The sequence below is a fragment of the Microbacterium schleiferi genome (genome assembly GCF_015565955.1).
Classification (GTDB): Bacteria; Actinomycetota; Actinomycetes; order Actinomycetales; family Microbacteriaceae; genus Microbacterium; species Microbacterium schleiferi_A.
Genome location: NZ_CP064760.1, coordinates 3,187,620 through 3,205,747, shown reverse-complemented (window position 1 = coordinate 3,205,747; position 18,128 = coordinate 3,187,620). Strand labels below are relative to the sequence as shown.

Annotated in this window: 22 protein-coding genes and 1 pseudogene; 9 read left to right on the top strand and 14 right to left on the bottom strand. The window is 65.7% G+C overall.

Annotated features, from left to right (window positions below; translation table 11 throughout):
• The first annotated feature begins 33 nt into the window (after positions 1 to 33).
• The 4 genes from IT882_RS15635 to IT882_RS15620 are packed head-to-tail and all read left to right on the top strand — an operon-like array spanning position 34 to position 3,344.
• The gene (locus tag IT882_RS15635; protein ID WP_005050756.1) at positions 34 to 1,662 is read left to right on the top strand and encodes a hypothetical protein; all 1,629 of its coding nucleotides are present in this window, start codon (positions 34 to 36) and stop codon (positions 1,660 to 1,662) included.
• Entirely contained in the window at positions 1,662 to 2,486 is an 825-nt protein-coding gene (locus IT882_RS15630) for a hypothetical protein (protein WP_047801722.1), read from the top strand. The genes IT882_RS15635 and IT882_RS15630 overlap by 1 nt, the downstream gene beginning before the upstream one ends.
• Positions 2,461 to 2,883, top strand: a complete 423-nt coding sequence (locus IT882_RS15625) for a hypothetical protein (protein ID WP_195692596.1) — start codon at positions 2,461 to 2,463, stop codon at positions 2,881 to 2,883. The genes IT882_RS15630 and IT882_RS15625 overlap by 26 nt, the downstream gene beginning before the upstream one ends.
• A 35-nt stretch (positions 2,884 to 2,918) precedes the next feature.
• Positions 2,919 to 3,344, top strand: coding sequence for a hypothetical protein (locus tag IT882_RS15620; protein WP_005050749.1), 426 nt, complete (start codon positions 2,919 to 2,921; stop codon positions 3,342 to 3,344).
• A 268-nt stretch (positions 3,345 to 3,612) separates the two neighbouring features.
• On the opposite strand, the gene IT882_RS15615 is transcribed toward IT882_RS15620, so the two are convergent.
• On the bottom strand, positions 3,613 to 4,746 hold the full coding sequence (locus IT882_RS15615) for an SAM-dependent methyltransferase (protein WP_005050747.1): 1,134 nt from the start codon (positions 4,744 to 4,746) through the stop codon (positions 3,613 to 3,615).
• 322 nt (positions 4,747 to 5,068) lie between these two features.
• Between IT882_RS15615 and IT882_RS17445 the strand changes: the two genes are divergently transcribed.
• Positions 5,069 to 5,476: an AMP-binding enzyme gene (locus tag IT882_RS17445; protein WP_005050745.1), complete on the top strand. Its 408-nt coding sequence runs from the start codon at positions 5,069 to 5,071 to the stop codon at positions 5,474 to 5,476.
• Here IT882_RS17445 and IT882_RS15605 read toward each other — a convergent pair.
• A complete protein-coding gene (locus IT882_RS15605) occupies positions 5,397 to 5,951 on the bottom strand; it encodes a hypothetical protein (RefSeq protein WP_005050743.1) in 555 nt (184 codons plus the stop codon). The two genes, IT882_RS17445 and IT882_RS15605, sit on opposite strands and share 80 nt — an antisense overlap.
• A gap of 569 nt (positions 5,952 to 6,520) precedes the next feature.
• Entirely contained in the window at positions 6,521 to 6,760 is a 240-nt protein-coding gene (locus IT882_RS15600; RefSeq protein ID WP_194384079.1) for a hypothetical protein, read from the bottom strand.
• Positions 6,761 to 6,848: 88 nt separating this feature from the next.
• Between IT882_RS15600 and IT882_RS15595 the strand changes: the two genes are divergently transcribed.
• On the top strand, positions 6,849 to 7,631 hold the full coding sequence (locus IT882_RS15595; protein ID WP_039712028.1) for an IclR family transcriptional regulator: 783 nt from the start codon (positions 6,849 to 6,851) through the stop codon (positions 7,629 to 7,631).
• Positions 7,632 to 7,730: 99 nt separating this feature from the next.
• Here IT882_RS15595 and IT882_RS15590 read toward each other — a convergent pair whose 3' ends face one another.
• From IT882_RS15590 to IT882_RS15560, 7 genes and pseudogenes are all read right to left on the bottom strand, one after another.
• Entirely contained in the window at positions 7,731 to 8,570 is an 840-nt protein-coding gene (locus tag IT882_RS15590) for an aldo/keto reductase (protein WP_005050739.1), read from the bottom strand.
• Positions 8,567 to 9,301 carry an FAD-dependent oxidoreductase gene (locus tag IT882_RS16990; RefSeq protein ID WP_267490532.1) on the bottom strand — a complete coding sequence of 245 codons (735 nt, stop codon included), beginning with the start codon at positions 9,299 to 9,301 and terminating at the stop codon, positions 8,567 to 8,569. The genes IT882_RS15590 and IT882_RS16990 overlap by 4 nt, the downstream gene beginning before the upstream one ends.
• 104 nt (positions 9,302 to 9,405) lie before the next feature.
• A pseudogene (locus IT882_RS17440) lies at positions 9,406 to 9,804 on the bottom strand (FAD-dependent oxidoreductase); the annotation flags it as partial.
• Between the two features lies 1 nt (position 9,805).
• Positions 9,806 to 10,000, bottom strand: a complete 195-nt coding sequence (locus IT882_RS15575; protein ID WP_005050734.1) for a ferredoxin — start codon at positions 9,998 to 10,000, stop codon at positions 9,806 to 9,808.
• A 14-nt stretch (positions 10,001 to 10,014) separates the two neighbouring features.
• Positions 10,015 to 10,329 carry a hypothetical protein gene (locus IT882_RS15570; protein ID WP_005050731.1) on the bottom strand — a complete coding sequence of 105 codons (315 nt, stop codon included), beginning with the start codon at positions 10,327 to 10,329 and terminating at the stop codon, positions 10,015 to 10,017.
• The gene (locus tag IT882_RS15565; protein WP_100226817.1) at positions 10,326 to 10,916 is read right to left on the bottom strand and encodes a 3-phenylpropionate/cinnamic acid dioxygenase subunit beta; all 591 of its coding nucleotides are present in this window, start codon (positions 10,914 to 10,916) and stop codon (positions 10,326 to 10,328) included. The genes IT882_RS15570 and IT882_RS15565 overlap by 4 nt, the downstream gene beginning before the upstream one ends.
• Entirely contained in the window at positions 10,916 to 12,310 is a 1,395-nt protein-coding gene (locus tag IT882_RS15560) for an aromatic-ring-hydroxylating dioxygenase subunit alpha (protein WP_005050729.1), read from the bottom strand. Before IT882_RS15560 ends, IT882_RS15565 begins: the two co-directional genes overlap by 1 nt.
• Before the next feature lie 145 nt (positions 12,311 to 12,455).
• On the opposite strand from IT882_RS15560, the gene IT882_RS15555 reads away from it, so the two are divergent.
• On the top strand, positions 12,456 to 13,184 hold the full coding sequence (locus IT882_RS15555; RefSeq protein ID WP_005050727.1) for a class II aldolase/adducin family protein: 729 nt from the start codon (positions 12,456 to 12,458) through the stop codon (positions 13,182 to 13,184).
• 51 nt (positions 13,185 to 13,235) lie between these two features.
• Here the strand turns inward: IT882_RS15555 and IT882_RS17435 are convergent, their stop codons facing one another.
• The 4 genes from IT882_RS17435 to IT882_RS16780 form a co-directional block, all read right to left on the bottom strand.
• Positions 13,236 to 13,448, bottom strand: coding sequence for a hypothetical protein (locus tag IT882_RS17435; RefSeq protein ID WP_195692593.1), 213 nt, complete (start codon positions 13,446 to 13,448; stop codon positions 13,236 to 13,238).
• A complete protein-coding gene (locus IT882_RS17430) occupies positions 13,448 to 14,095 on the bottom strand; it encodes an alpha/beta fold hydrolase (RefSeq protein WP_418887762.1) in 648 nt (215 codons plus the stop codon). Before IT882_RS17430 ends, IT882_RS17435 begins: the two co-directional genes overlap by 1 nt.
• Before the next feature lie 49 nt (positions 14,096 to 14,144).
• On the bottom strand, positions 14,145 to 14,858 hold the full coding sequence (locus IT882_RS15540; protein ID WP_005050723.1) for an alpha/beta fold hydrolase: 714 nt from the start codon (positions 14,856 to 14,858) through the stop codon (positions 14,145 to 14,147).
• 420 nt (positions 14,859 to 15,278) lie between these two features.
• On the bottom strand, positions 15,279 to 15,458 hold the full coding sequence (locus IT882_RS16780; RefSeq protein ID WP_005050722.1) for a LysE family transporter: 180 nt from the start codon (positions 15,456 to 15,458) through the stop codon (positions 15,279 to 15,281).
• A gap of 483 nt (positions 15,459 to 15,941) precedes the next feature.
• Between IT882_RS16780 and IT882_RS15530 the strand changes: the two genes are divergently transcribed.
• A complete protein-coding gene (locus IT882_RS15530) occupies positions 15,942 to 17,567 on the top strand; it encodes a hypothetical protein (protein ID WP_195692591.1) in 1,626 nt (541 codons plus the stop codon).
• Positions 17,468 to 18,091, top strand: coding sequence for a hypothetical protein (locus IT882_RS15525; RefSeq protein WP_418887761.1), 624 nt, complete (start codon positions 17,468 to 17,470; stop codon positions 18,089 to 18,091). The genes IT882_RS15530 and IT882_RS15525 overlap by 100 nt, the downstream gene beginning before the upstream one ends.
• The last annotated feature ends 37 nt before the right edge of the window (positions 18,092 to 18,128 follow it).

Here is an 18,128-nt window from a genome sequence, read left to right as displayed (position 1 = left end):
TGACTAATATAACCTGACGAATGAGGGGGTGAGATGGACGAGCTGAACTACCGACCCAAGCCGTGGACGCCGAAGGACGTGCCCACGATCTGGGTCGACCAGACCACCGGGCAAGGCGTCACCGACGCCGGCACGCCCGTTCGCCCCGTCATCGGCGAGCGCCGCAAGAACCCCAACCTGACGGACCTGCTCGACACGGCTGCCTCGTACGGCGCTAACCGCATCATGCTGACCGGGAAGCGCCCCGAGCCTGCGCCTGGCGTGCGGCACTGGCTGTACGTCCAGACCCCGAACTGGAAGCCCGGAGCCCACTGGGTCAACAACGGCCCGCCCACCGGTCGGTTCGAGCACGCGGTCACCGGCTTCAAGATCGAAGTCCGCACCGCGGAGGAGTGGTTCGGCGACGGGCCGCTGACCCCTGCCCAGGCTCGTCTGGCCTGGAACGTCACCGCGTCGATCATTCGCCACGCCGACGAGAACGCGCGCCTGTTCAACAGCCCTGCCGCCACCGGAACGAACCTGTGGGCGCTGTCGCTGCCGAAGAACATCAACCCCGTGCCGGTCGAAGACGACATCGCCCAGGAGATCCACTTCACCTCGGGCCTGCACCACTACGACCACCTGGTCGCGGGGGAGTCGTTCGCCAAGCACGAGGACTGCGTCCCGCTGATCGACCCGGCCAAGACGAAGAAGATCAGCGAGTTCGCCTACGTCGACGGCCGGTTCATGTTCGCCGGCGTCGGGCGCGAGCTCGGTATCGGCCCCGCGATCCGGCTGAACCAGGCCGCCGCGTACGAGCTGCTCGAGCAAGACCCCTACGCGCGCGCCCGCTTCCACGTGCGGTTCCGCGTCCCTCAGGGCTGGAACCACGTTGGCCTGCTCGGTGTGAAGCACCTGGACGTTCGCGAAGGCTGGTTCTATCCGAACCGGCCCGGAGCGGTGCACGACACCTGGGCCGACGGCAGCGAGATCCACGTCGCCCTCAAGCACGGGTGGGAGATCCGCCCTCACGAGGCCGTGGTGTTCCGCAAGGCCAAGCCTCTAGACACCTTCACCGAGCGCATGACGCGCGCCCGCGAGCGAGTCCAGCTGCAGGACGAGATGCACCCGGACCTGCGCCGCGCTGTGCTCGCCGCGCTGCGGAACATCATGCTGCACTCGATCGGTGCATTCGCCGCCGCGGGCCGCGACGAGACCCGCGTCGCCGCGTCGCCCGATGACGTCCCGCCCGAGTACAGGGCCAAGATGCTGCGACAGGGCAACCTCTGGATCTATCGCATCCCGTCGCGCCCGAACGACCGCACCCGAAGCTTCTACCACCCGGAGCTCGCCGCCCAGGTCTGGGGTCGCGCACGCGCTCGCGTCCTCCACGGCCCCAGCTCCCTCGGCGGCTACACCTCCGGTGCTCTCACGGTCGACCCCTCGACGCTCATCGGCATCCAGGGTGATGCGATCTACACGACCAAGCTGCCGGCGTGGTCCCTGCCGGACCGGTTCATCGGCGGCGGCGACGACGGCAAGACCGGGCGCCTGCGCCTGCAGGGCTACCTCAACGGATCCTTCATCACGCCGGAGACGCTGCGGCAGCGTGACGCGCTGAAAGCACGTGCCGAGCGGGCCGGCATCGCCAAGGCGCTCGAGCAGGCAGAGGAGAAGGGCTGATGGCTGACCAGCAGCGCACCGCCCAAGACCTCATCCGCGATCTGCGGCGCAAGGGCATCAGCACGGCCGAGATCGCCGAGGAGCTGCACCGCTCGCCTCGAATGGTCCGCAAGATCCTCAACGGCGAAACCAGCGGCGCCCTCTACCGCCAGGCGCTCCAGGAGCTCGCTGACACCGGACGCCTCACCCACGTCCCGCCGCGGCGCCGGCGCAAGGACGGCTCGATCGCCCCCGTGCGAGGCAAGGCCGGCGCCAAGCCCGTCATCCCCGAAGACCTCAGCGGCACCTACGTTGAGGGTCGCCAGGGTGGTCGGCTGCGCGTCGACGTGGCATACGCCACCGGGGGCGACCGGTACATCGAGATGCGCATCCCCAAGGGCCGCACCGCGAAGGGCCGCGAGCAGGCGAACGCCGAACTGATCAAGCAGGTCCGCAACGCCGCCAAGGGCCAGTCCCACGACAAGCAGAAGCAGATCACCGCCCACCTGACCTTCTCCAACGGCCGCGTGATGGAGGTCAACTCGTACAACGCCTCGACGATGCTCAAGCGCATCCACGAGAACGGCGGCGACGCCCTCGGCTGGTTCCGCGAAGAGTCGAAGAACCGATACGTGAACCTCGACACCAGCCGCGACACCATCACCGGCGTCACCCTCAACGTCGTCAGCACGGCCAAGACGACCGAGTACCAGAGGCAGGCCGAGCGCGGCCGCACTCGCCGCCCCCGCTCGCTGTCGCCGGCGGAGCTCATCAGCATGGAAGAGAAGCGGCGCATCGAGGAGCGCCGCGCTCGCCGCCGTGGAAACCGAGGAGGTGGTCAGTGACCATGGCCGCCCCGAAGAAGCCCACAGCTGCAGCGAAGCCCCGCGCACGCAAGGCCGCGCCCCCGCTGAGGAAGTCACCAGCGACGTCGACCAGGCAGCGACGTCCGAAGCACCCGCACGCGCACCTCGCGCAAGCCAGAAGCCGGCAGCGGCGAGCGCGACGCCTCCTGAGTCGGCCGAGGCGGAGACGCCACCGCCGGCGAAGAAGAAGCGGGGGCCCTACAACGTCGTCTACGTCCAGAAGAAGCCCGTCTCGATCCGTCTCCCCGACGACGCGCTTGAACTGATGGACTGGGCCAAGCAGGATGCAGCCAGCCGCGGCGACCGCCTCACCAAGGACGAGATCGTCACCGTTGCGCTTCGCGCCTACTGGGGCCGCAAACGGCGCCGCGGGTAATGACCGTCTCCTGAGCTGCTGGCAGGGAAGTCGAGATGAGTGAAACTAACGGGCCGGCCGAGTTGCCGGTCTACTCGATCGCCGAGGCATTCGTGAAGCGATCCGGAATGTATATCGGGCAGCCCGTCACGTTCGAGCGAGTGCACACGTTCCTGCTCGGTTTCGAAACGGCGATGTTGTACGTTCGCGACGAGCTCGCGCGCGATCGCAATGCGTTTCAGCCCGTGGGCGTGCTCGGTCAGTTCCGGGAGCAGCTGCGATCCGAGGGGCGGCTCAGGTGGGACTCCTGGTCCCTGACGATCGTGGCGGAAGCGATCGGCTGGACTGGCGACGAGCCTCCGGCGATCGACGATCTGACCGAAGAGCAGCACCTCGAGGCAGTCCGGGACCTTCTCCCGTTGCTCGAGAAGGTCTTTGCCCTCCCCGCGGAGCTTGTCACCTCGCTCCGTGACTCCGCCTGAGAAGGGTAGGCACCCCACCGCTGTCGGTGTGTCGTCCCGCCCATCGAGTTCGAGAACGCGTTCTATGCTGTGCGGCGATGATCAACCTGACCGCCACCGTCCCGCTTGGACCGCTGACAGAACTTGTCGGACGATCCCTCTCGGCGACTGGGAGATGGGTCAACTCATCCGGTAGCGCCTACCTGTCATATCCATCACTCAGAGGATCCTGACCCGGACGAACGATCGCAGTCGCTCGAGGGCAAAGGACCCGTGCGGATGTCGCGCGTCACACCTCGACCTCGAACGGCAACTTTCGCAGTGTCGTCGCGGAAATCCCGGTGCTCTTGTACATCCGGGCGTGGGCGTACTGGATCTCCGGCAGCAGATCGATGCGGCCGATCGCCTCCAGCATGATCTCGTCGGCCTGACCGGTGAGATGACGCAGTTCGGGGATCGCGTACCCGCCCACGTACTTCCCGGAGTTGAGATCCCAGGAGCGCACGGCCGGCAGCGCCTCCTCGATCCTCTCGCCGAGCTCCACCAGAGCATCGAACGTGTCCTGCCCGTAAGCGTGCGGGGAGAATGGGATCTGCGACATCGTGCCCTTGGTGACGTTGAAGCAGTCGCCCGTGAACGTCCACCACAGGAACGCCAGCCGCGACGCCGCGATCGCGCTGGCCGCGAGCTGGTCCTTCCGGTTCTGAACGAACAGCTTCCCCTCGTTGAGGGGCACCGTGGCGTGCGTGGTCTTGTCGTAGGTGACCGGCGGCACCGTGTACGTGCTCAGGAAGTACGTGGCGGTCTTCTTGAAACCGACGGAGTAGTCGCTCACACGGACAAGCGGCGTCGAGGAGATCGTGCCCTTCGCAAGCAGCGTGTCGATCAGCTCGAACATCGCGTCGCTGCTGGCGCGCATCCAGTTCGGGGTCCGCGAGCCGGCGGGCCGAAGCGAATACCGCAGTGTCGCCATCAGATGCGGACGGAACGCCTCGATCCAGCTGTGGGTGAGCGTCGTGTGCAGCTCGGAGACGCTGCCATACCCGGCGGCGGTGATGATCGTGCTGCGCACCTTCACCTGGAACAGGGCAGCCGGGCGTTCCTGGAAGGTGCTCACCCAGATCGCATCGAACCGCCGCTCGTAGAACTTCCGCAGTGACTCGTCGCGATCGGCGAACTGGCTGCGGATGGGAACGATCAGGCTGAGCCGGCCATCCGGGCGCGTGATCTGCGCCGAGCGCTCGCAGCAGGAGGCGTAGATGTCGTCGACGTTGTCTGTCTCGAAGCCGGTGATGCGGTAGCTGAGCTCGCGCCGGTTGACGTAGGGTGGGTTGCCGATGACGACGTCGAAGCCGCCCTGATTGGGGTGTGACACGTCGCCCCGCACCGGCAAGAAGCGCGGCCCGTACAATGTCCAGCGCATCGAAAAACACCCCGCGACCTTCCGACTACCTCCGGACGTCTTCGAGTACATCAACCAGGCACGCGACGAAGCCGCGGCCCGTGGTGATCGCCTCACCAAAGACGAAGCGATCACCATGGCAGTCCGCGCGTTCTGGGGCGGCAAGCGCCAGCGCCGCCGCTGATCACCACACCGACATAACCGACGAAAAGAACTCTGGAGGCATCTGATGAGCCGTCGATCTATGCTCGAGCAGGAAACCGATCCGCTACACCCCGCGCGGATGCTACCGCGCACCTGAGACGAACGCGCGGTCCTTCACCGAGGATGGCTACATCTCGACATGATCAACCGAGGCAGCGAGAAGATTTCGTGCGAAGAGGTGGAGGACCTCGTCTACCGCTATGACAGCTTCGATCTAGCGGCCGCCGTCGCGATGCTCGACCCCGTGTTCAGCGAGCGGGTATGCGTCTACGTGAGTCTCAAGGAGGGCGGCCCGCTCGGGCTCGAACGGATCCGCGCCGCCATGGAGTCCGCCGGGGTGGCTAAGCATAAGCACCCCGAGCGGCTGATCGCCGTCGACGACATGCCCCTCACCAAGGTAGGCAAGATTGACAAGAGGGAGCGGAGAGGGCTTTGCCCGCCGCGACAGCGCCTAATGGGGCAGACGCTCAGCGCCCGCGCCGCCACGCGAGCCAGTGGCGGATGCTCTCCTCGAGCGCGTGCAATAGAGGCAACATCACCCAGATGACGCACGCGACGGTCAGTGGCGTCGTACATAGGATCTGGAGGTACGGCGGCAGGCCGGTCAGGAGCGGAGCGATGAAGTAGGCGTTGAACATGGCAGGCGGTACCAGCGCGATCCACACTAAAATCGCCGTCCACCACCGCGGGCGCGCGGGACCGGCCGTCGGGATTGCACCGGTGAGGGCGTCCGGAGTCAGTGGACGGGCCTGCCCGATCGTGAGCGGCACGGCCTGTTGCAGGTGCGCCTGCCGCTCCTTACTGTCCTCCCACCGGATGAGGTCATGGGGGGAAGCGAACGTGATCTCGACGACAACCTGGCGCCGGTGCCGTTCCGAGACTCGGACCTTCGACTCCCGGTAGCCGGGGAACGACTGGGCCCGGCCGGTGAAACCATGCGCCCACTCGGTGAGATCGTCCAGCCGCCCGGGGACGGCTGTGCGCGCCACCCGAGCCGTGACCGTGAGGTTATCTGGTTGCATGGTGTCCTCCCGGGGCAGAGGAAGCCCCGTCTCCCAGCGTATTGCGCCGATGACGCGGCACTGAACAGCTTCCGACCATCGGGGTCCGGATCAATAGCGCGAAATAGTGCTCTTCCGAGCAGTGGAGTGTCACCGCCACTGCCGCCTCACGCAGGATGGAAAGTTGAAAGACCTGGATCGACGGGGAGGTCATTTGCACGAGGCGTTTCGCTTGCTGCGGGAAGAAAGGCTCAAACGAGGCCGATACCATCGCCGAGCGACGGTGTATCACCCGGACGTAGAAGAGGTCGACCAGCTCTACGGTGTCCGGCTTCAGCTGGAGTCCTTAGGCGCGCGCCGGACGGTGGACGGATGCTGCGCTCCGAGATCGGCGCTTCGCGCGAGTACGGGACGCTAATGGATGCGGCGCTGGCAGTCGGTGACATGGGCGCCTGGCTGGTGGCGCACCACGCGTTCCTCCGCTGCTGCGTCGCGCGTGCAGACATCCCGTTGGGGCGGGTAGTGGACTCCTACCCGGAACGCTGCTTACACATCTATCAGTTGTGGCACCCGCAGTCGTTCGCCATCGCTCATCGCGAGTACGAGGCCGTCCTCGAGTCGATCGTCAGGCGTCCGACGCCCAGGGGATCGATCTGTCGCCGCTGGCGACCCACGAGTTCGCCTTCGACGATGCCGCCGCCGCCTTCGAGCAGTCCCGCGACGCGTCCAGCAGCCTGAAGGTCCTGCTCCGACCGTAGAGCGCCTGGGCCGTCGGGGCCGTCACAGGGAGCCACGCGGGCGGCGTGGGGTGGCACGGGCTGCAGTGGCACCGCGGAGACGATCCTCCCGCCTGTCGGGTCGGCATCGGAGCGCGCGGTGCAGGAGGAGCGCGCCCACGTTGCAAGTAAGCTTTCTGCCGTGCAGAATCGACAGCTCGGGTCGCCGGGCGATCCACCCCAGTATCCGATCGAGTCGGTCGACAACGCGCTGAAGCTGATCCTGCTGCTGGGTGAGGAGCACGAGCTGCGGCTCACGGACGCCGGTGCCCTCCTCGGGGTGGCGACCTCGACCGCGCACCGACTTCTCGCGATGCTGGCATGGCGCGGCTTCGTGCGGCAGAACCCGGTGACCAAGGCTTACGGCCCTGGCCCGGCGCTGACGACGGTGGCCTTCTCGGTGCTGCGCAGGATGGATGTCCCGAGACTGGCGCAGCCGATCCTCGAGGACCTCAGCGCCGCCCTCGGTGAGACCTGCCACCTGGGCACGCTCGAGGGCAACCATGTCCGATTCCTCGCCGTTGCCGAGCCCGATGTGGCCGTGCGCGTGGTTTCGAGACTGGGCAAGACCCTGCCGGCGCATTGCACCTCGACCGGCAAGGCGCTGCTTGCCGAGCTGAGCGACGAGCAGCTCTTCCGGCTGTACCCGGACGAGCAGCTCGAGATCGTCACACCGAACTCCATACGTTCCCGAGACGAACTCGTCGCCGAACTGGTTCGGACACGACTGGACGGTTATGCCGTGAATCGGCAGGAAAGCGAGGACGGCGTGGCGAGCGTCGCGGTCCCGGTCCACGTCTCGTCGGGACTGCGACTGGCGATCAACGCCTCCGCGCCCGTGCAGCGGTTACCGCCGGGCAAGGTCAAGTCCCTAGCGCGGTCACTGCAGGACGCCGCGATCCGCCTCGCCGAACTGTTGGGGTGAACCGGCCCGGGTCGTCGTAGCGCCCATGGATGCGCTGCGCACGCGAACACGCCGCTGATGAGCGTGGCTGCGGGAGCGACCGACCCGCCGCCGTGGGCCTCAGTGCCCGTTGGCCGGATCGTCCGGGTCGCGGGCGGCTTCTTCGCCTTGATCCAGCCCACTCAGCGTCGCCATATCCTCCGAGCTGAGCGTGAAATCGAAGACGTCGATGTTCTGCGCGAGATGCTTCTCATCGCCGGCGCGCGGGACGGGAACGATCCCTTCCTCGATGTGCCAGCGCAGTAGGACCTGTGCGGGCGACTTGTCATACTTCGACGCGATCGCGGTCACCGCGGGATCGGACAGCAGGGCTCCTCCGCGTCCGAGCGGGCTCCACGCCTCGGTCAGGATGCCGTGAGCGCGCTGGAAGCTGCGCTGTTCGACACGGGCGATGTCGACGCTGAGCTGGATCTGATCGACGTCGGGGACGACACCGGTCGCGTCGACGACGCGCTGAAGGTGGTGAGACTTGAAGTTGGAGACGCCGATCGCCTTCACTCGTCCCTCTTCGAGCAGTCTCACCAGACCCTTCCACGCTTCGACGTATCGGTCGAGGGCCGGAACCGGCCAATGGATCAGGAACAGATCGAGGTAGTCGACGCGAAGGGTCTTCAGCGATCGGTCGTACGCGCGCTGCACTCCCTCGACGCTGTGGTCCTCCTTGTTGAACTTGCTCGTGATGAAGACCTCGTCACGAGGGATGCCCGATGCACGCAGACCGGCACCGACGGCCTCCTCATTCGCGTACTTGTACGCCGTATCGAACAGGCGGTAACCGTAGCCGACCGCCTTCTCGACCATCGTTGCGCACTCGTCTCCCGTGAGTGGCCACGTGCCCACCCCGATTCGCGGGATGCGGTGACCGTGCAGGAGGGGGAGGGTGGTGTCGTCAGCTCTCATCGGGCGGCCGCCTTCGCCGGAGCCGTGCTCGAGGGCTCGAGGAGGGCGCGCAGCCGATGTATCAGCTCGTCCGCCTTCGCTCGCGAGGCGACCGAGCGGCGGGCGTCGACGAGGGCACGCGGCCAGTTCACGATGACGGCACCTTCGGCCTGCCCTTGGCTCTCGCCGTACACGACGGCGAAGCGGTCCTGCGCAGGGTCGCCCACCATCGTCCAGTGATCAGATCCGGTATGCCCGACGATCTGGATCTTCCAGTCGTACTGGTCGCTCCAGACATACTCGGTCGTGTCGTAGTCCTCGCAATCATCAGGGTGGACGATGTTGTGTGCGACGACGCGAGCCTGATCAACGGCATTGGTCCAATGTTCGAGGCGCAGCGAGACGTTGCGCGACGCACTCGCCCAACGTGCGATATCGCCGACGGCAAAGATCTCAGGATGCCCGATGGCCCGCAGCCCAGAGTCGCAGGTCACCCCGTTGTCGAGTTCGATGCCGGAACCCTCGAGCCACTCTGTGTTGACCACAGCTCCGATACCGACGAGAGCTGCATCGGCCTCGATGATCTCGCCGCCATCGAGCACCACGCGCACCCCGTCTGCCGTCTGTTCGACGCCTTCGACTGTCCTTCCGAAGTACTCCTCGACGCCCTCCTGGGCATACTTGCGGCTGAAGATCTGGCCGACTTCGGCATTGAGCACCCGCGACATCGGCGCCGGGAACGGGTCAACCATGCTGACCCGTACGCCCGCCGTGATCGCCGTTGCGGCAGCCTCCCCCCGATGAAGCCTGCGCCGATGACCACAAGGTGCCGCGCTGTGGCCAGCTCATCCCGCAAGCGCTCGGCATCGCCGCTGGTACGCAGCAAGTGAATATGCTCACCTTCACCCCACGGAGAGCGACGGGCGCGTGACCCGGTGGCGATCACGAGTGTGTCGTATGAGACGGCTGTACCGTCCTCGAGCGTCACAACCTGGCCTTCGAGGTTGAGGGATGCCGCGGGCGTGCCGAAGATTGAGATGGCTCCGATCCCCCGCGTCTCGTGCTCGGAGAGAAGCTCGATCTCGTGTCGCGCCGTCTCACCGGTGAGGTACTTCTTCGAGAGCGGAGGTTTGTCGTAGGTGGGATGGCGTTCCTGGTCAATCAGGACGATCTCGCCCTCGAATCCCTCGCTTCGAAGGGCTTGGGCGGTCTTGAGCCCACCAACAGAGGCGCCGACGATGACGACCCGCGACACGTCAGTCCTCCACAACCAAGGCGGAGACGGGGCAGCTGCGCGCCGCCTCCTCTACTCGCTTGCGGTCACTGTCGGGCAGGTCCTCGCGCAGAACGATCACTAGGGCGTCGTCATCTAGGTCGAAGTAGTCGCCCGCGGCGACAACGCAATTGGCGTAGCCCTGGCAGGCGCTGCGGTCGGCGATGATCCGTGCCATCGGTCTCTCCTTTTCTACTGCGGTCGCATTTCGGGAAACATCGGCTGGTCAGGCCGCGCGATCATCTCGGAGAACGTCTGCGTGGTCTGCCAGGTCAGGGCCTCGAGTTCCATGGGGTCGATCGCGATCCACTGGCCAGTTTTCGGGGCGTCGATCAGTAGCCTCGTGCCGTTGTGAGTTTCCACGCGGCGCACTTCGATCTCCGAAAACTCGTTGGCGATGACGAGCGGCTCTCCGACGGTGCGGGCAATAAGACGCTCGCGCTCCGCCGCCGCAGCCGCCGCGGCATCACGATCGACGTCGGCACCCTCCCAGTCGAGGCCGCTCACAGGAAGATCGCCAGGTTCTGGGTGCGGAGCACCGACTCGTCCACCATGATCACCCGACGTGCCAACTGCAGGTCGTCACCGACGCGACGCAATACGTCCTCGCGGTGAGCGGAGATGATTGACGGCTCGTTGACGTCTCCCCGGCTGCGGAACAGCAGGACGGCGGAGTCGACGATGAGCTCGTCCTCGACCGAGGACAGGAACACGCGCACGTTCGTCACGTAGTGACGCAGGCGTGAGGGAGGGTCCTCCGTCCAAGCGTGTTCAGTCAGGAATCGCGCGACCCGGCGGCTGAGCGAGTACTTATTCTCGTCCCAGTGCGACATCCCCCTCGCCGTCGTGAAGGAAGACCCGAGAGCCGTCGTCTGACGCACCGGCATGATGTAGTGAATATCCTCTGTAAGCGTCTCAAGCCAGTGCTCGTACCGTTGCTCGTCGAGGGTGTAAGCCTCTTCAATCAACCAACGATGCGCCTCGAGATGCAGTTCGTCGGAGAACAGTAGGGACCGCCCGACTCGATCGGCGCGCGTGGCGTGGGCGCCGAGAGGCGATTGCTCGGATATCTGGACACCGGTCTCGGTGTTCATCATGCGGGTGCCTCCCCGTTGTTGGTGATGCCTGTACCGATGCTCGCGACCTGCACCTCGACTTCGTCATCGGTGTCGAGGTAGTCGGCCCAGCGATCGAGCAGATGACGCTGGTTGTACTCGCCGTAACCAACGTGCGCGACGCCTGGACCGGCGAACTGTTCAGGCGTCAGCGCAGCGACGACCGGAGTGTCGTCTTTGAGAGTCCCCATCCGACTGTTGAGCAGGAGCCGTCGAGCCATCGAACCCTTGGCAGTCGTGGTCAGCGAGACCCAGTTCTCGACATCGTCCTGCTCGAACATTCCCGTGCTACCGAAGCACATAAGGTAGGCCTTGTACGAGAGCTCCTTGAACTCCTCCGGCGCCTCGGCATCGACCGCGAACCAGGAGTAGACCTCCGTCTCGTTCTCGCTAATGGGCTGCCACGAACGGATCGAGATGAAGGGCAGCACGTCGTCCCCGTCCTCCACCTTCGGCCAGTTGTGCACGAAACTCATGTTCGGGAAGAGCGATGCCGCTGAGATCATAAACCCGTCACGGCCAATCACATCGAGCTGCTCAGGCGACCATTGCTCCTTCATCCGCTCGATCATCGCGTCGGGATATCCGACGTAGCGCAGCCGCTCCTCGAGGCTGCCCGGCGGGAGCTTGTAGGTCGTGCCGCCGCCGTTGCCGGCCCAGTACGTGTTGCCGTCCTTGCGCTTCTCCGCCTTCGGCTCACGGAACAACCCGATCTCGACGACCGAGGTGTGGGTCTGGGGCGTGTGATACATGTCGCCGGCGAAGTTCTCGGCGCCGATCTTCCAGTTCGCGTTGACGCGCCACCGCTGCGGGCCACGCAGCTCGATGCCCTTGGCGCTCTGCCCGGTGTAGTAGTCGAGGTAGAACGCGAAGTCGCCGATGTATTCCCGCAGGGTCGGCGCGTTCGGGTCCATGCTGATGAAGATCAGACCGTTGTATGTGTCCAGGTTCGGCGCCGGGAGCAGTCGTGCACCCTTCTTGTTGAACCCTGCCTCACCCCCGTAGGCCTCCTCGTGGAACGGGAGGCCCATAATCCGGCCGTCGTTGCGGTATGACCACCCGTGGTAGGGGCAACGGAAGTGGGAGGCGTTGCCGACCTCGGCGCGGCACACCTGCATCCCGCGGTGCAGGCACATGTTGAAGTGCGCCCGAATCTCACCACTCTCATCGCGCACGACGATAAACGAGTCGTCGAGCACATGCCGCACCACGTAGTCACCGGGCTGAGGGATCTCGGATTCATGTCCGACGAAAATCCACGCGCGGCTGAAGAGCTTGCTCTTCTCCTGCTCGAAGATCTCCTCGTCGTTATAGATGTGCGCCGGGATCATGCCGCGCCGCACGTCCTCGAAGATCGTCGTCTTGCTCGCCATTGGGTCGCTGCTTCCTGATGTCAGAGTCCTATTCCGCGCCTTGAAGATGATGTCGGTCGAGACCGGTTTTCTTTAAGACAGAATCTGATTCTGCTAGATTTTCCAGGAATTCGCAATCGGAGATCACGCCTCGAAGGAGAAGTGGATGATGAACGACTACGTCGACGAACGCATGCTCGTCGCCAATGCTTGCCGCGTGCTCGCGGTCCGGGGGCTCGTGGACGACATCCTCGGGCACGTCAGCCTGCGGGTCGACGACGACACCGTCCTCATCCGAGCCCGCGGACCGCAGGAGCGGGGGCTGCGGTTCACCACCGCCGACGACATCCTCGCCGTGCCCCTTGAGGGATCGTTCGAGCTCGCCGGCGGGTACCGGGCGCCGAACGAGCTGTCTCTGCATCTTGAGCTGCTGCGCCGCAATCCTGCGGCTCGATCCGTCGTCCACGCGCATCCGCCGGCTGTCGTCGCGTTCTCGCTGACCGGACGGACGTTGCTACCGATTGTCGGTGCCTTCAACATCCCCGCTATGCGGATGGCGCGCGGCGGCATCCCCGCGCACCCCTCGTCTGCGCTGATCCGCAACCACGCACGCGCGACGGCCATGGCGGACGATTTCGGCACGCGGCCGGTCGGCATCCTGCGCGGTCACGGCCTCACGGCCGTCGGCGAGAGCGTCCCGCAGGCCGTCATCCGCGCGATCAATGTCGACAGCCTGGCTCGCGTGCACCTCGCCGTTCTGCAGGCAGGGGCCGAGCCTATGCCGATCGATGACGACGATCTCGCCGACCTGCCCGACCTGGGTGACGCATTCAACGACGGGCATCTCTGGCGATTCCTGCTGCAGGAACTTGCTGAGCAACGGCTCCTGCTGTAGTCGGGCCATCACAGATGTCCGGAGCCCGGGTCGCGATCAACTGCACCATCCTCACCGCCGCAGGCGCACATTTGGACCGAGCCACTCCGTCACCAGGGTGAGTACCGCATCGCTGTTCGACTCCTGCATCAGCATGTGGCCGTTGCCAGCCACGTTCGCTGCCGTCAACGCGACGAACCTGACATCGCCGCCTCGCTCGGCGAGCCAGTCAGCAGTCGCGCGGTCCGACTCGATCGGATGATCGGTGTCGTGGGTACCGACCATCACGAGGGTCGGTAGGCCGTCCAACTCCCTGTCGCCGATATGGACCTGCGCACCGCGGACGTTCTGCCGCTCGAGGAGGAGCCCGGCTGGGATTGGCACCAGCTGCGAACGGAGCTCGTCCAGGTGACCGGGTGGGAACTGCTCGCTTGCACCGACCAGCTTCGCCTCGATGAACTCTGGTCCGGGATGCCACCAGCCGCGACGGGGAAGCCTCCAGGTGAGCGGGCGTCCCTGGACGACGATGTGATCGGCGTCCTCTTCCAGCACGGCGGGCTCGGGCTGGATGTCCCCGGGGGAGCGGGTGCCAGCGCGACTAGGGCGATCAGTGAATCCCGATGGTGGAAAGCGACCCGATAGCCGAAAGCGGCGGACATGGAGTGGACCACGAGGACGACCGGGCCGCCGAGCGCAGCGATTAGCTCGACGATCGCGCCGGCGACCGCCGCCCCATCCAGCCGCGTGTCGGGGTCCCATGCGCCGCCAGCCGACAACCCAGGCCACGTCATCACGACCGCGCGGTATCCGGCTTCGGCGAGACGGGGTGCCCACCCGGGTCGCCCGCCGATCGCTCGACTCCAGCCACCGGGGCCCACCCCCCGCCGTGAACGAGCAGCACCGTCGCACGGGCGGGGCCGCCGGGCAGCCATTCGGCGTAAGCGACGGTCCCAGCGGAAGTCGCGAAAGAGCGAAACGTCGTCACGACATAACGGAGACGATGGCTGCTGCCAGCTCCACCGGGCGCGTCAACATGGCCTGATGGCTCCCCGGCGAGCTCGCGGTCGTCGGGTTCGTGAGCCGGTCTGCTGATGCGCGGTACAACTCCTGCGGCACAGCCCGATCCTCTTGCAGGAAGATGTAGCCGCTCGGCACGTCACCGGTGCCGGCCGTCCGAAGACGGATCGGCTCGTCGAGCCAACCGCCAGGCGACGGCACCAGACGAGGCTCGACCTGCGCGTGAAGCTCCTCCGATCCGTCCTGCAAGAAAGCCGTCATGAATAGCTGCGGCGGGATCGGCACGCTCTGGTCGGGCGAGGACGCGGCTGTGCCACGGGCGAAATTCGCCAACTCGGCGGGGAGGATCGCATTGATCGACTCGCCGTCGGCGAGTACCCACGCGTCGATGAAGATCGCCTGCTCCACCTGCTCCGGCATCGCCTCAGCTACGAGTTGGATGAGCGGGCCGCCGCCACTGTGGCCGACTACGACGAACCGGTCCCACCCCTTGTCGGCGATCCGGCCGATGAGATTGTCCGCCATGGTCGAGAGCGTGACACCTGCACGGTCGTCGTTGTCACCGTGACCCTGCAAGGTTGGGGCCCATACCTCGTGGCCTGCCTTCGTGAGCTCAGCGACAACGCCGTCCCACGCCCAACCACCCTGCCAACCTCCATGAACCAAGACGATGCGCATTCTGGAACTCCTTTGTTCACCGACGGCGGGTTCCGTCGGATGGAATCCCACTCTACCTAGCAGAATCTGTGCAGAACAACAGTCCTGTTCAATCCCTTCAGAAAGGGTCATTCGTACTCGTCGAGCTTCCGGAGGACGGTCTATCTGAGCGGCGTCTCACGGAGGTCCTGCAGCATGATCGCCCGGTTCAGGGGCGAGATGCATTGCGGGACCTCTCTGGCCAGCGTGACCGCCACTGCGCCGAGCGGGGTGCCGGATCCATGTGAGTCGCGTCGACACGAATCCGGAGATTGTGCCGGCGCCCAGCACGATGAGGGAGTTGACGATCATCCTGACGATGATCTGAACTCCGCCGAGAACGAATCCCTGAGCGGTCGTGTTTCCCTGCCCGTGATCTATGAACTGCGGGATGATCGCGAGTTACATGACAGCGGCCTTGGGGTTGAGCAGGTTGGTGACGAGCCCCATCCGGAACAGCTTCGACCGGGAGTCGCGCGCGTGGGATTGTGTCTCGAATAGCCCGTTGCCGCCGGGGCGCAGGGTTGCGGACGCCAGCCACGCGAGATAGAGCACTCCAGCGGCTGTCCCGGTCCAGCTCACCTTGACAGGGCTCTCAGGGGTGAGTGCTCGACCGGACGATCCCCCGCGGACTCGCCATGGAGCCACGGCCAAGGAATGCGGAGATCGAGGACGCCGGTCGCGCTGAGCAACACCGGGATGAGGAGAAGAGTGAGCCGCCCCGTCGGCGATCGCCCTCGCCTCTGAACGGCGCGGCTGCTCACTCGTTAACACACTCTAGGTCGATCTGCCTGCCGCAAGCGGGCATCTGAGTTGAGTCGGACCAACTGTAGGAAAATGCCATTTCGCGTGGAATCCTGGCCCTGAAACCGTTGCCAACTACCGTGGAATCGCGAGGGGTTCATGCCATCTCGAGCGGGAACCTACAGTAGGTGGAGGTTCCGGTTGGAGTTGTCCATTTCGCAGATGAAATGTCCACGGGATGTCCATCGAGACACTTCGGTCGCCGGGCTCACTCCATAACGCTCAGGGCCGTCGTGTTTGGATGGCGGCATGAGGCGGTGGATGGAGCGAGTGATCGGGGCGCCCGGCTCCGCGTCGTTCCGGGGCTTTCGTCGAGTCGTCTCTGCGGCGAACGAGAGCCGGCAGTGGGCTGACGATCTCAATGACGTCGAGTTGTCACGCGCCGCGCGGGAGGCACTGATCTCCCCTGGTCGTGGTGCTGTGGTCGAGCCGACCGCTGAGCTGTTAGCGGTCCTCCGCACGGCTGCCCTGCGCGCGCTCGGGCAGGAGCCGTTCGATGAGCAGTTGCTGGCGGCTTGCGCGTTGGCAGCGGGAAACGCGGTCGAGATGGACACCGGTGAAGGGAAGACTCTCGCTGGCGCCCTCGCCGCGGCAGCTTTCGTCGTCGCGGGTCGCCGGGTGCATGTGCTGTCGGTGAACGACTACCTGGCGGAACGCGATGCCGCGTGGATGCGTCCGCTGTTCGAGCTCCTCGGCATCCGTGTCGGCTGGGTCGGTCAGCACACGCCGCCGTCGACGCGCGCTGAGATGTACCGATGCGACGTCGTCTACGCGCCGGTCAGCGAGGTCGGGTACGACGTGCTCCGGGACCGATTCGCGACGGCCGAAGCAGACCGGGTGCATCCGGTGCTGGATGTCGCGATTGTCGACGAGGCCGATGCCGTGATGATCGATGAGGCGATGTCACCGCTCGTTCTTGCCGGAACGTCCCCGGACACCCCCGGAGACTTCACACTGGCTAACGCCTTGGTGCAGGAACTCGACATCGATGTGCACTACGTCGTCGATGCCGACCAAGCCACTGTCTCGCTGACCGACGCCGGCCTCGATCTCCTAGAAAACAGGCTCGGCGGCGTGAACCTCTATGACGCCGCACACACGGCGACACTCACACGGCTCAACCTCGCCCTCCACGCTCGCGTTCTCGTTCGTCGCGATGTCGACTACTTGGTCGTCGACGACGCGATCAAACTCATCAACGCCGCGAGAGGTCGTGTCGCGCACCAGCAACGGTGGCCAGACGGACTGCACGCAGCGGTCGAGGCCAAGGAGCAGCTCACCGTCTCTTCGCCGGGCATCGTTCTCGATACGGTCACGGTGCAGGATCTCTTGCGCCGCTACCTGACCCTGTCGGGCATGAGCGGAACAGTCGTCGTTGTCGCAGAGGAACTCGCCGAGTTCTACTCGCTGCGCTCCGGTCGAGTCGAGCGGCGGCTACCCAACCAGCGGGTAGACGCGCCGCAGCGTGTCCTCCTCGACGATCACGCTCGGATGGATGCCGTGATGGTTGAGATCCGGGAGCGTCATCGCGAAGGGCAGCCGGTGCTCGTGGGCACGCAGAGCGTCGCCCAGTCTGAGCAGTACGCGACCGTGCTTGCCGAGGCGGGAATCGACGCTCAGGTGCTCAACGCCCGCAATGACTCGCGCGAGGCCGCGGTCATCGCCGCGGCCGGGGGGTTCGGGGCGGTCACGATCTCCACCCAGATGTCAGGGCGTGGCACAGATATCCGCCTTGGGGGCGTCGATGAGCACGGTCATCGAGCCGTCGCGGCGAGCGGGGCCTGGCGGTGCTGCAGATTGGCCGGTATCCGTCCAGCCGTCTCGATGCGCAACTGCGCGGCCGTTCAGGCAGGCAGGGCGATCCCGGCGCGACTCTCACGTTCGTGAGCACTACCGATGAACTCGTACAGGCCAACGCTCCCGACCACGTGCTCGAGAAGATCCGACGAGGAGGGCCGCAACTTGACCAGGCCACGCTCAGACCTATCGTCGACCAGGCGCAGCGGATCGCCGAGGGCATCCGACGCGACCGCCACCGTGATACCTGGGACTTCAACCGCGCGATCGCTCGCCAGCGCGACACCGTCCTTGCCGAGCGAGACGAGGTGATGAACGGTGACCATGCCACAGTCGAGGTCACTCGACGCATCCCGCAGGAGATCGACCGCCTTGCCTCGGCATCGTCGCCCTCGACCGTTGCCAGTCTCGCCCGCGACGTCGCTCTGTGGTGCCTCGATGAGCAATGGTGCGACCACCTTGCTCTCCTGACCGAGATCCGCGACGGAATCCACCTGCAGGCCCTCGCCGGCGTCAACCCGCGCGACGAGTTCCACCGCATCGCGCTGCGCGAGTTCCACGGGTTCTTTAGCCTCGATCCACCGATGAGCCGTGGGTGTGCCGGGGCGGCATGATCGGGGCGCGGTGACGCGTCGAGGGCAGGGTTGAGTT